The sequence below is a fragment of the Limnochorda sp. genome (assembly GCF_047459355.1).
GTDB lineage: Bacteria > Bacillota > Limnochordia > Limnochordales > Limnochordaceae > Limnochorda.
Genome location: NZ_VSCV01000001.1, coordinates 153,135 through 165,450, shown reverse-complemented (window position 1 = coordinate 165,450; position 12,316 = coordinate 153,135). Strand labels below are relative to the sequence as shown.

Annotated in this window: 10 protein-coding genes; 6 read left to right on the top strand and 4 right to left on the bottom strand. The window is 70.5% G+C overall.

Features of this window, described 5'->3' with window-relative positions:
- Nucleotides 1–12 precede the first annotated feature (12 nt).
- The 3 genes from FWJ67_RS00830 to FWJ67_RS00820 form a co-directional block, all read right to left on the bottom strand.
- Nucleotides 13–909, bottom strand: coding sequence for a serine hydrolase (locus tag FWJ67_RS00830; RefSeq protein ID WP_304172106.1), 897 nt, complete (start codon nucleotides 907–909; stop codon nucleotides 13–15).
- A gap of 53 nt (nucleotides 910–962) precedes the next feature.
- Nucleotides 963–2,033, bottom strand: a complete 1,071-nt coding sequence (add, locus tag FWJ67_RS00825; RefSeq protein ID WP_304172108.1) for an adenosine deaminase — start codon at nucleotides 2,031–2,033, stop codon at nucleotides 963–965.
- Nucleotides 2,034–2,108: 75 nt separating this feature from the next.
- Nucleotides 2,109–4,403 carry an NADP-dependent malic enzyme gene (locus tag FWJ67_RS00820; protein WP_304172110.1) on the bottom strand — a complete coding sequence of 765 codons (2,295 nt, stop codon included), beginning with the start codon at nucleotides 4,401–4,403 and terminating at the stop codon, nucleotides 2,109–2,111.
- A gap of 164 nt (nucleotides 4,404–4,567) precedes the next feature.
- Here FWJ67_RS00820 and FWJ67_RS00815 point away from each other — a divergent pair, with 164 nt between their 5' ends.
- The 6 genes from FWJ67_RS00815 to FWJ67_RS00790 all read left to right on the top strand — a co-directional run bounded on the left by FWJ67_RS00815 (nucleotide 4,568) and on the right by FWJ67_RS00790 (nucleotide 10,829).
- A complete protein-coding gene (locus FWJ67_RS00815) occupies nucleotides 4,568–5,377 on the top strand; it encodes a biotin--[acetyl-CoA-carboxylase] ligase (protein WP_304172112.1) in 810 nt (269 codons plus the stop codon).
- Entirely contained in the window at nucleotides 5,374–6,234 is an 861-nt protein-coding gene (locus tag FWJ67_RS00810) for an ATP-binding cassette domain-containing protein (RefSeq protein ID WP_414482520.1), read from the top strand. Before FWJ67_RS00815 ends, FWJ67_RS00810 begins: the two co-directional genes overlap by 4 nt.
- A complete protein-coding gene (locus FWJ67_RS00805) occupies nucleotides 6,231–7,088 on the top strand; it encodes an energy-coupling factor ABC transporter ATP-binding protein (protein WP_414481791.1) in 858 nt (285 codons plus the stop codon). The genes FWJ67_RS00810 and FWJ67_RS00805 overlap by 4 nt, the downstream gene beginning before the upstream one ends.
- A gap of 66 nt (nucleotides 7,089–7,154) precedes the next feature.
- Nucleotides 7,155–8,231, top strand: a complete 1,077-nt coding sequence (locus FWJ67_RS00800) for a mannose-1-phosphate guanylyltransferase (RefSeq protein WP_304172119.1) — start codon at nucleotides 7,155–7,157, stop codon at nucleotides 8,229–8,231.
- 290 nt (nucleotides 8,232–8,521) lie between these two features.
- A complete protein-coding gene (locus FWJ67_RS00795) occupies nucleotides 8,522–9,799 on the top strand; it encodes a glycosyltransferase family 4 protein (protein WP_304172121.1) in 1,278 nt (425 codons plus the stop codon).
- A complete protein-coding gene (locus FWJ67_RS00790) occupies nucleotides 9,756–10,829 on the top strand; it encodes a hypothetical protein (RefSeq protein ID WP_304172123.1) in 1,074 nt (357 codons plus the stop codon). Before FWJ67_RS00795 ends, FWJ67_RS00790 begins: the two co-directional genes overlap by 44 nt.
- Here FWJ67_RS00790 and gltA read toward each other — a convergent pair.
- The gene (gltA, locus tag FWJ67_RS00785; RefSeq protein WP_414482519.1) at nucleotides 10,819–12,300 is read right to left on the bottom strand and encodes an NADPH-dependent glutamate synthase; all 1,482 of its coding nucleotides are present in this window, start codon (nucleotides 12,298–12,300) and stop codon (nucleotides 10,819–10,821) included. The genes FWJ67_RS00790 and gltA overlap by 11 nt on opposite strands.
- Nucleotides 12,301–12,316: the final 16 nt, after the last annotated feature.

Here is a 12,316-nt window from a genome sequence, read left to right as displayed (position 1 = left end):
ACCCGACCGTCCTCACACCGTGAGGTCCTCGCCCCCGTCGGGGTCGGCATCGTCGTCCTCGTCGATCCAGTGGTCGTAGATGAGGCGGGAAGCCCGGGCCACCACCCGCTCGCCCTCGTTGTGGAAGGTGAAGCCCCGGTCCTGGGCGTCTTTGGTCATCACCGCGATGGCGTAGGCACCGGCGGGCGTGGTGATGATCCCCACATCGTGGCGGACGCCGGCGATGGAGCCGCTCTTGGACGCGATCCTGAGCCGCGCGGTGCCCGCTTCCACCGCGTCCAGGTCGTAGCCCAGTTCCCGGCCCAAGAGGGAGAAGTGCTGGCGCCCCAAGATGGCCAGCACCTCCCGCCGGCTTGCCTCCGAGAGGATCTGCCCCCGGTGGAGGGCGGTCAAGAGGTCGACCATGTCGGCGGGAGAGACGGTGGAGCGCCGGCCCTCCCGCTGGGCGGGCGTCTGGCGCTCCGGGGGCGCCATGAGGGGGCCGGCCAGGAAGGTCTGCTCCAAACCCCAGGACCGGGCCGAAGCATTGACCGCCTCCAGCCCCACCCGGTCGATGACCATGTTGGTGGCCGTGTTGTCGCTGACCACAATCATCAAGGTGAGGAGGTCCCGCAGGGTGAGGGCCGCCCCCGGCTCCAGCTCCTTGAGCACGCCGCTGCCGCCCACCCGGTCCTCGGCCCGCAAAGGGATCCGTTCCGACAGGTCGAGGCGGCCCTCATCCACCTGCCGGTACGCCTCCACCAGGATGGGCAGCTTGATCACGCTGGCCGCGGGAAAGGTCTCGCCGGCCCGGTAGGCGATGGCCGGCCGGCGGGCGGGCTGGCCCGCCAGGCCCCGCGCCGCGACGGCGAGGGTCCCACTGAACTCCTGATCCAGCTTGCGGAGGGCATCGTGGATGCTCCCCTCCATGGAGCTCCCTCCTTCCAGGTTTTGGCTCCCCTCGCCATCACCGGCGGCTGGCCCTAGCGACGGCTGGCGGTCACCTGCGGCCAGAGGCGGTCGATCTGCGTCTCGAACTCGGCCCGGAGCATGGCCCGGGTGGCTTCGGGGACGAAGGCGGCCTCCACCCCGTTCAGGGCCAGCTGGGCCAGCTCTTCGGGGGTCAGGTGGAAGGTCTGGGCCGCCCGTACCCACTCGCCGGCCAGGTCGATCTGGGAGACTCCGGGATCGTCGGAGTTGAGGGTGACGGGCACCCCCGCCTCTAGGAAGCGGCGGAAGGGATGCTCCTCCAGCCGGGCGACCACCCCCGTGTGGAGGTTGCTGGTGAGGCAGACCTCCACCCAGATCTGGTGCTCCCTCAGGTAATCCAGCAGGGCCGGATCCTGCACCGCGCTGGTGGCATGGCCCAGCCGCCGGGCGCCCAGCTCCCGGACCGCGGTCCAAATGCTCTCGGGCCCGGCCCCTTCCCCGGCGTGGACGGTGATGGCCAGCCCCGCCTCCTGGGCCTCCCGGAAGATCCCCCCGTACGCCGCGGTGGGATGGAGCGACTCATCCCCCGCCAGGTCGATCCCTGCCACCCCGTGCTCCCGGTACCGGAGGGCCAGCTGGACCACCTGCCGGTTCTCCTCTTCCGGACGGCCCCGCAGGGCCACCAGGATCAGGCGGGAGAGAATGGGAATCTGCCTGGCCGCCTCCTTCATGCCGTCCAGGATCGCCTCCACCACCGCCTCGGGGGCGAGGCCCCCCTGGGTGTGGAGCCAGGGCGCGGCCCGGAGCTCCACGTACCGGACGCCGGCCTGGACCGCGTCCTCCAGGGCCTCCCGGGTGATCCGGCGGAGGGCCGGGGCCGTTTGGGTGACCCGGTTGATGACGGGGAAGCGGCTGAGGAACTGGGTGAGGCTCCCCGCCCCATCACCCACGGTGATGGCGGCCCGCACCTCCTCCAGGGTAAGCGCCTCCTGGCCCGGCAGCTCCCGGGCCAGCTCCAGGTAGGTCTCGGGCCGGACGCTCCCGTCCAGGTGGAGGTGGAGGTCCGCCTTGGGCCAGGCCCGCAGGACGTCGGGCGCGGTTTGGGGCTCCGTTCCCTGGCTCATGGCCACCCTCCTCCATGGCGAAACCGGGGCCGCTGGGGGCGGCCCCGGCCTGTTCCCGTCGGTTCGGCGGAGCTTCTACGACCGCCCCGCCATCTCCTGCATCTCAGGATGCTGGGCGGCCCGCTCCAGCTCCTGCGCGTCCATGACGGCCACGCAGGCGATGTTGACGATGTCGTCCACGTCGTCGCCCCGCTGGAGGACGTGGACCGACTTGCCGGTCCCCATGAGGATGGGCCCGATGGCCTGGGCGCCCCCCAGACGCTGGAGCAGCTTGTAGGCGATGTTGGCCGAGGCCAGGTCGGGGAAGACCAAGACGTTGGCGCCCCCCTGGAGGACGGAGAAGGGGTACTCCTGCTCCAGGATCTCGGGAACCACGGCCGTATCCGCCTGCATCTCGCCGTCGATGATCAGGTCGGGCCGCCGCTCCCGGACCAGCTCCACCGCCCGGCGGACCTTCTCCGTCTGGGGATGGATGGTGGACCCGAAGTTGGAGAAGGAGAGCATGGCCACCCGCGGCTCGATGCCGAACATGCGTACCCGCTCGGCGGCCATGATGGCGATCTCCGCCAGCTCTTCGGCGGTGGGCTCGATGTTGACGGTGGGGTCGGTGAAGAAGTAGACCTTGTCGTCGAAGACCATCAGGTAGAGCCCGGCCACCTTGGTGACCCCCGGCCGCATGCGGAGCACCTGCAGGGCCGGCCGGAGCACCTCGGGGTAGTGGTAGGTGAGGCCGGCGACGAAGGCGTCCGCATCCCCCATGGCCACCATCAGGGGCCCAAAGACATTCCCTTGACGGACCAGCTTCCGGGCCTCCCGCAAGGTGACCCCCTTGCGCTGGCGCATCTCCCAGTAGCGGTGCACGTACTCCTCGAAGCGGGGGTGCGCCTCGGGGCTGATGACGGTCAGCTGGCCGTTGACCCCCAGCTTCTGGGCGAGGCTCGTCACCCGGTCGGGATCACCCAGGAGGATGGGCTGGGCCAAGCCCTCGTCCCGCAAGCGGGCCGCCGCCCGGATGATCTTGGGCTCCTCCCCTTCGGAGAAGACGACCCGCTTGGGATCCTGCTGAGCCCGGCTCATGATGAAGTGCTTCACCTCCCGGGCCTTCCCGAACCGGCGGGCCAGCCGCTCCCGGTACTCGTCCAGATCAATCTGGATCCGAGCCGCGCCCGAGGCCATGGCCGCCTGGGCCACCGCCGGGGCCACCCAGGTGAGGACCCGGGGATCGAGGGCCTTGGGGATCAGGTAGTCGGGCCCGAACTGGAGCCGCTCCAGCCCGTACGCCCGCAGGACCGTGTCGGGCACCTCTTGGCGAGCCAGCTCCGCCAGGGCCTTGGCGGCCGCCACCTTCATCTCGTCATTGATGGCCCGGGCCCGCACGTCCAGAGCCCCCCGGAAGATGTAGGGGAAGCCCAAGACGTTGTTCACCTGGTTGGGATAGTCGCTCCGGCCGGTGGCCACCAGCGCGTCGGGCCGAGCCTCCTTGGCCACCTCATAGGGGATCTCCGGATCGGGGTTGGCCAGGGGCATGATGAGCGGCCGCTCGGCCATGGTCTTCACCATCTCGGCGCTGACCACGTTGGCCACCGAGAGCCCCACGAAGACGTCGGCCCCCTCCAGCGCCTCTGCCAGGGTCCGCCGGTTGGTCTCCCGGGCGTAGGCCTCCTTGTAGGGGTTCATGCCCTCGGTCCGCCCCCGGTAGAGGACCCCCTTGGAGTCGCACATGAGGATCTTCTCCGGGTCCACGCCCAGGAGCACAAAGAAGTCCGCGGTGGCGATGGCCGAGGCGCCGGCGCCGTTGATCACCACCCGCACCTCGTCCATGCGCTTGCCCACCAGGTGGAGCCCATTGATCAAGGCGGCGCCGCTGATGATGGCGGTGCCGTGCTGGTCATCGTGGAAGACGGGGATGCTCAGCTCCTGCTGGAGGCGCCGCTCGATCTCGAAGCACTCAGGCGCCTTGATGTCCTCCAGGTTGATCCCGCCGAAGGTGGGCTCCAGCGCCTTGATGATGCGGACCATCTCATCGGGATCGGTGGCGTTGATCTCCAGGTCGAAGACGTCAATGTCAGCAAACCGCTTAAAGAGGACCCCCTTCCCCTCCATCACAGGCTTGGCCGCCAGGGCCCCCACATCGCCCAGGCCCAACACCGCGGTCCCATTGGAGATGACGGCCACCAGGTTCCCCCGGGCCGTGTACTCGTAGGCCGCATCGGGGTTCTGGGCAATCTCCCGAACGGGCTCGGCGACGCCGGGTGAGTAGGCTAAGGAGAGATCCCGCTGGGTGTCACAGGGCTTGGTCACCCGGAGCTCGATCTTGCCCGGGCGCCCTTTGGCATGGTACTCCAGGGCATCTTCCCGTTTGATCGCCATCGCACGTCCCCCCTCGCCAGTGCCACAAAGCAAGGATAACCCCCATTACTCTTCTCAACGGGTATACAGGATTCCTTTGGGGGGCCTGCCGGCCCCCGCCATTGACGGGAGGCGGATGGCAAGCCTATGCTGGCTTGGGCGATGCTGCCCGAGGAGGGTGGACCATGCCCCCAACGGACCTGTCCGGGCGGTCCGAAGGCCTGGTGTACCGCCTGCTCCAGTTCGACCAGCTCCCATCCACCAATGATCACCTGCGGCAGCTGAGCCGGGAGGGCGCCCCCGAGGGGACGGTCGTCCTCGCCGACCACCAGACCGCGGGCCGGGGGCGGCGGGGGCGCTCGTGGGCCTCACCGCCGGGGGTGGGGCTTTGGTTTTCCGTGCTCCTTCGGCCCTCCCGCCCCGCCCGGGAGGCTCCCCTCTGGGCCCTGCTGGCGGCCGCCGCCGTCCGGGCGGCGGTCCACGAGGTGGCGGGGGTGGCCGCCCAGGTTAAGTGGCCCAACGACGTGGTGGTGGCAGGGGCCAAGTTGGCCGGGATCCTGGCTGAGATGGCGGGCCCGGCGGCCCGCCCAGCGGTGATTGTCGGGATCGGCCTCAACGTCAACCAAGAGGAAGGGGATTTTCCTCCCGAGCTGCGGGGCCGGGCCACCTCGGTGCGCCTCAGCGTGGGCCGTCCCCTTCCCCGGGAAACCCTCCTCCACCCCATCTTGCGCCACCTGGCCACCCGCTACCGGCAGGCCCTGCGGGGAGGTTTTGCCCCCCTGCTGGACGAGGTGACCCACCATTCGGCCACGGTGGGCCGGTGGGTGGCGGTCACCGAGGCAGAGGGGGTCTGGACGGGCCTGGCTGTTGGCCTGGCCCCCGACGGCGCGCTCCTGGTCCGGCCGGAAGGAACCGGGCCCGCGGTGGCCGTCTACGCAGCAGACGTCTCCATCCGGCCGGCCCCCTCCCCGGCGAAAGGCGGCCCCCGCTTATGAGGGATCCCGTCCTCCTCCAGGCCGTTGACGTCACCTGCCGCTACCCGGGACGGGCCCAAGGGCGCCCTGCCCTGGACCGGCTCTCCCTCACCCTGGCCCGGGGCGAGTGGGTGGCGGTGGCCGGTCCCAACGGTTCGGGCAAGTCCACCCTGGCCCGGGTGCTGGCCGGATTGATCCCCTACCAGGAGGGGGAGCTCTGGTTGAACGGCCAGCGGCTCACCCCTCAGGCCTACGACGTCCGGACCCGGGTCGGGCTGGTCTTCCAGGATCCCGCCAGCCAGGTGGTGGGCGCCACGGTGGAAGAGGATGTGGCCTTCGGGCCGGAAAACCTGGGCCTGCCTCCCTCGGAGATCCGCCGCCGGGTGGAGGAGGCCCTGGCCCTGGTGGGCCTGGCCGCCATGCGGCACCGGCCCACCCGATCCCTCTCCGGGGGCCAGCGCCAGCGTCTGGCCATCGCCGGGGCCCTCGCCATGGAGCCCGATCTCTTGATCCTGGATGAGCCCACGGCCATGCTGGACCCCCGGGGGCAGGAGGAGGTGCTGGCCGCCGTCCGGCGCCTCAACCGCCGCAAGAAGACGGCGGTGCTCTGGATCACCCATCGCCTGGAGGAGACCCTCCTGGCCCACCGGCTCCTCATCCTGCAGCGGGGCCAGGTGGTGGCCGCCGGCCCTCCGGCCCCGCTGCTGGCCGGGCGGCAGGGCCCGGTGGAATCGTGGGGGCTCCGGCCCCCGGAGGTGATCCGCCTGGCAGGGGCCCTCCGTCGGCAAGGCCTCCCCGTGCCCGAGGAGGCCGCCACCCTCCAGGCCCTCACCGAGACCGTCCTCCAGGCCTGGCGCGCTGGGGGGATGGGCCGGTGATCGAAGCCCGGGGGATCAGCCACACCTTCCCCGGCGGGGTGGTCGCCCTCCGGGGGGTGGACCTCACCCTCAGGCCCGGTGAGGCGGTGGCCCTGATGGGCGAGACGGGGGCGGGCAAGTCCACCCTGGCCCAGATCCTGGCCGGCTTGCTCCGCCCCTCGGTGGGCCAGGTGCGGTGGGCGGGCCGCCCCGGGCCCGCCGGCCCATGGGCGCCCGCGGGTGAGGGGCTGCGGGTGGCCTACCTGTTCCAAGAGGCGGAGCATCAGCTCTTTGAGCCGACGGTCTGGGAGGATGTGGCCTTCGGGCCCCGGCAACTGGGCCTCCCCGGGGAGGTGGTCCAGGCCCGGGTGGAGGAGGCCTTGGCCCTGGTCGGCCTCGATCCCGAGGCCATCGGCGGCCGCTCGCCCTTCACCCTCTCGGGCGGCGAGCAGCGCCGGGCGGCCCTGGCGGGCCTGCTGGCCACCGATCCTCATGTCCTCATCCTGGATGAGCCGACAACAGGTCTCGATCCGGCGGGGGTGGAGGGGCTGATCCGGCTCCTCCACCGGCTCCACCGGGAGGGCATGGGGCTGGTGGTCATCACCCACAGCCTGGAAGAGGTGGCCGGTTGGGCCGAGCGGCTGCTCATCCTCCACCAAGGCCGGTTGGTGGTGGATGAGCCTTTGGCCCAGGCGGTCCAACGGCCTGAAGAGCTGGCCCGCTGGGGGGTGGAGCCGCCCGCCACCCTCCGCCTGGCCAGCCGGCTCCGGGCCCGGGGCCTGCCCGTCCCCCTGGGCGTCACCGACCCCGACGCCCTTGCCCGGGCCATCGCCCACCTGCTGGACCGGGGCCAGGCCGCCCCCCCGGTCGAGTAGGAGGCCCGCCCGGTTCTGACCAATACTGATCTCTGAACGGGAATCAGGTTTCGAGGAGGGATGGGAATGATCGCTGCCTGCATCATGGCCGGCGGCCAGGGGGAGCGTTTCTGGCCCGCCAGCCGGCGCGCCCGGCCCAAGCAGTTCCTGCCGCTCTTGGACGGGCGGAGCCCCCTTCAGGAGACGGTGGCCCGCTTGGATTCCCTGGTGCCCCCGGAGCACACCTACGTGGTGACCACCGAGGCGTACGCGGACCAGGTGATGGAACAGCTCCCCCAGCTGCCTGCCCAGAACGTGATTCTGGAGCCCGTGGGCCGGAACACCGCGGCCTGCATCGGGCTGGCCGCCGTCGTCATGGCCCAGCGGCTGGGACGGGACGCCACCATGGTCGTCCTCCCTTCGGACCACTGGGTCCGGCCGGTGAAGGCCTTCCAGCAGGTGTTGGCCAGCGCCATCAAGGCCGCCCAGTCGGACCGCTGGCTGGTCACCCTGGGCATCCGGCCCAGCCGGCCGGAGACGGGCTACGGGTACATCCGGCACAGCCACGAACGGCTCACCTTCGAGGGACTGCCTGCCCACCCGGTGGAAGCCTTCGTGGAGAAGCCCGACCGGGCCCGGGCCCAGCGGTACCTCTCGGACGGCAACTACCTGTGGAACGCGGGGATCTTCATCTGGCAGGTGGGCGTCATCCTGGAGGAGCTCCGCCAGCACATGCCCCAAGTCTACGAGCCCTTGGCGGCCCTTCAAGACCAGGTGGACACCCCCCAGTTCTGGACGGCCGTCCGCCGGATCTACCCCAGCCTCCCCTCCATCTCCATCGACTACGGCGTGATGGAGCGGGCCCGGCGCATCCTGGTCTTCCCCTGCAGCTTCGCTTGGGACGACCTGGGCAGCTGGCCTGCACTGGCCAGGGTCTTCCCGACCGACGCGGCGGGCAACCTAACCCGCGGAAAGGTGGTGCTTGAGGACGTCGGCGGCTCCATCGTGCACTCGAGCGGGAAGCTGATCGCCGCCCTGGGTGTGAAAGATCTGGTCATCGTCGAGACCGAGGATGCCATCCTGGTCTGCGATCGAGCGCGTGCCCAGGAGTTGCGCCGCCTGGTGGGACGAATCGCCGAGGAAGGGTACACCGCGTACCTGTGAACCTCGTCCGGATGGAAGCCTGGGCAAGGAGGGCCGTTTGTCTCCCGAGGGACCATCTGGTACAATGAGCCCCGCGGGTACAAACGGACCCAGCGCCTCTCCAACCGGCTTATTCTTCCCCCAACGTCCTCCCAAAGGTGGGGAGGTTCATCGCTCTCAGGAACGGTCTCCACGTCGGTCGATGGTTGGAGGTCACACCGACGCGGCGCGGGGTCCGGTCGCTCCGGGAGCGTCGTCTCCGACCAGGATGCTCCCCGCCAGAGCGGTATCTCGCGAAAGGAGCCAACCGTATGGCGCAATCTGTCTGTTTTGTCAGTACCTATCCCCCAAGGCAATGCGGGATCGCCAGCTTCACCCGCGACCTGATCCAGGGTCTGGAGCAGGCGGCGGGGAAGGCCCTGGCGATCCGGGTGCTTGCCATGGGGGACGGTCATGCCTACACCTACCCAGACGAGGTACTCCGGGAGATTCCCGAAGACGAACCGCAAGCCTACGTTGAAGCAGCGCAGCTGGCCAATGAGACCAGCGATGTGGTCTGCATTCAGCACGAATATGGGATCTTCGGGGGGGAGGCGGGCGAGCACATCCTCGGCTTGGCCCGTGCATTGGAACGGCCCCTGATCACCACCCTTCACACTGTGCTTCCTGATCCGTCCCGTCAGGAACTCCGCGTCTTGCAGGAACTGGCCCACCGGTCCGAGAGGGTGGTGGTGATGAGCCGTGCGGCCATCCCCATCCTGAGCCAGCGCTACGGCATCCCCGTTAGCAAGATCCGGCTCATTCGTCACGGTGCCCCCCACCTGCCCGTCGATCCCCAGGCGAAGACCAAGCTGGGGCTCGAAGACCGGGTGGTGATGAGCACCTTCGGCTTCATTGGGCCGGGGAAGGGCCTGGAGTATGCCATCGACACCGTCGCTCGCCTGGCGGAAGACCATCCCAAGCTGCTCTACCTGATCTTGGGGCGGGTCCACCCCCGGCTGGAGCAGGGGCAGGGGCCGGCGTACCGCCGGCGGCTGGAGGAGCGGGTTCAGGCCCTTGACCTGGGCGATCACGTCCGCTTCGTCGACCGGTACCTGAGCCTGGAAGAGCTGAGCCTGTACCTCTCGGCGACGGACATCTACTTCACCCCCTACCCGGGCCGGAACCAGATCTCCAGCGGGACTCTGACCTTTGCGCTGGCCACAGGGCGGGCCATCGTCTCCACGCCCTACCTCTACGCGCAGGATGTGCTGGGGGGCGGCCGCGGGTTGCTGGTCCCCTTCTCGGACCCCGACGCCATGGCGGCCGGCATCCGGCGGCTCCTGGAAGAGCCGGGGCTGCTCACCACCCTGCAGCGGCGGGCCCAGGCCTTTGCCAGGCAACTCCCCTGGGCCACGGTGGCTCGCCAGTACGTGGAGCTCTTCCGTGAGATGACCGAACCGGCCCGGGCTCGGGCCCGCCGGAGGCTGGGCCACGGGCCCAAAGTCGTCACGCCGTGGGGAACCAAGCCGGCCCGAGTGGCCATGGCAGAGGAGGGGAAGGTCCATGGCGGGCGTGCAGGACGATCTCATGGCCTGGCCGCCCGTTAAGCTCGACCACCTGAAGCGCTTGACCGACGACACGGGACTGTTGGAACACAGCCTGGGGGCGGTGCCCAACCCCCTGGAAGGGTACACGGTCGACGACAACGCGCGGGCTTTGGCCGTGGTGGCCCGGCTGGCCCGGTGCGGGTACGACGAGGTCACCTCCTTGGCCACCCGGTATCTGAGCTTTCTGCTCTACGCCGTCCTGCCCGACGGCCGGTTCCGCAACGACATCGCCTACGACCGGACCTACGACGACGAGATCGGGCCGGACGACACCCAAGGCCGGGTGGCGTGGGGTCTGGCGGAGGCGCTCCTCGCCTTCAGCGGGACCCCCCTGGAGGTGGCGGCTCGCCGCCTCTTCACCGGGCTGGGCCCCCACCTCCCCCGCCTGACCGCGCCCCGGGGCCAGGCCTACGCGCTTATCGGCCTCGCCGACCTGGCCCGGAGCCGCCACCCGGAGGCTCCCCTGGCCCGGGAGCTCCTCCGGCCCCTGGGCGAGAGCCTGGCGGCCCGCTACGAGGCGAGCCGCACCCCCACCTGGCGCTGGTTTGAGGAGCGGCTCACCTACGACAACGCGCGGCTCTCCCAGGCGCTCCTCAAGGCGTCCCGGGCCGCGCGGGAGCCCCGCTGGGGCTACCTGGCTCTGGAGAGCCTCTCCTTCCTCTGGCAGCTCCTCTGGCGGGGGGATTACCTGGAGCTGGTGGGGAACCGGGGCTGGTACGAAGAGGGCGGCACCCTGGCCCGCTTCGACCAGCAGCCCTTGGATGCCGCCGCCATGGTCGAGGCGTGCCTGGCCGCCTACGAGCTGACAGGGAAGAACCGGTGGTACACCCGGGCCCGTCAGGCCTTCCAGTGGTTTTTGGGGCGGAACGCCATCGGCCAGCCCCTCTACGATCCGGAGACGGGCGGCTGCTGCGACGGCCTCCAGCCCGACCGGGTGAACGCCAACCAGGGGGCCGAATCGACCCTCTCCTACCTCCTGGCTCGCCTGGCGCTGGAGAAGGCCGCTTCCGCCCGGCGGGTCACCGCCTGAGGAGGGCCTGAGGATCCCTGGTCTGGGGAGCCGGCGGCCAGACGGCGTGTCCGGCTCCCCGGGCCTCCAGATACCGCTCCATCGCCTCGGCCGCCCGGCGCGCCCCGGCGATGGCGTGGATCACCGTCTTGGCGCCCGTGACGCAATCCCCGGCAGCGAACACGCCGGGCCGGCTGGTCGCCCCCGTCGCCTCGTCCACCACCAAACCGCCCCACGAGGTGGTGGCCAGGCCCCCGCGTGCCGCGAGTTCCCGCTCCGGTGCGTAGCCCACCGCCACGATCACCGTGTCCACCGGCATCTGGAACTCACTGCCCGGCACCGGCACAGGCCGGGGCCGTCCCGACCCATCAGGCGGGCCCAGCTCCATCCGGATTAGCTCCATCGCCCGCAGCCGGCCCGCCTCATCCCCCAGGAACCGGACGGGATTGACCAGATACTGGAACCGGACCCCCTCCGTCTTGGCATGGTCGATTTCAACGGGCCGGGAAGGGCTCTGGGCCTCATCCCGCCGGTAGACGACGGTCACCTCGTCCGCGCCCAGCCGCCGGGCGGTCCGGGCCGCATCCATGGCCGTGTTCCCCGCGCCCACCACCGCCACCCGCTGGCCCACCCGGGGCGGGCTCATCTCCTCGGCGGGGAGGCGATCGGCCAGCCGGTCGGCCATCTGGGAGGCCTGGACCCGCATGAGGAACTCCTTGGCCGTCCAGACGCCCTCCAGCTCCTCGCCGGGAATCCCCAGGGTGGCCGGCTCGTTGGCTCCAGTGCCCACGAAGACCGCGTCGTAGGTCTGGAGGAGCTCATCCAGGGTCAGGTCCCGGCCCACCCGGACCCCGGTGCGGAACTCCACCCCCAGGGCTTCCAGCCGCGCCACCTCCCGGTCGATCACCTGCTGGGGGAGGACGTACTCGGGGATGCCGTAGGCCATCACGCCCCCCGGGAGGGCCCAGGCCTCAAAGACCGTCACCGGGTACCCTTTGCGGGCGAGGAAGTGGCTGACGGCCAGGCCGGCCGGGCCGGCCCCCACCACCGCCACCCGCTGCGCCCGAGGGCGGTATTCTGTATCCACCAACTGAAGAAGGTCCAGGTTCTCCGCGGCCCAGTCGGCGATGAACCGCTCCAAAGCTCCAATCCGGATGGGATCGCCCCGCTCCCCCATGACGCAGAAGCCCTCGCACTGGAGCTCCCACGCGCAGACTCGGCCCGTGCACGAGGGCAGGGCGTTCCGGGTCCAATCGAGCTCGATGGCGCCGGCCAGATCCCCTTCGGCGAGGAGGTCGATGAAGTCGCGGATGGGATTGCCGTTGGGGCACCCGTCCTGGCAGGCGGGCGAGGGGCACTGGAGGCACCGCTGGGCCTCCAGGACCGCCTCTTCGTAGGTGTACCCTTGGTTGACCTCAGCAAAGGTGGCCAGCCGCGCCTCCAGCGGCAGCTGGCGGAGCGGGACCTGATCCCACCGATAGGTCTGCCCCATGGACGCGCCTCCTCAT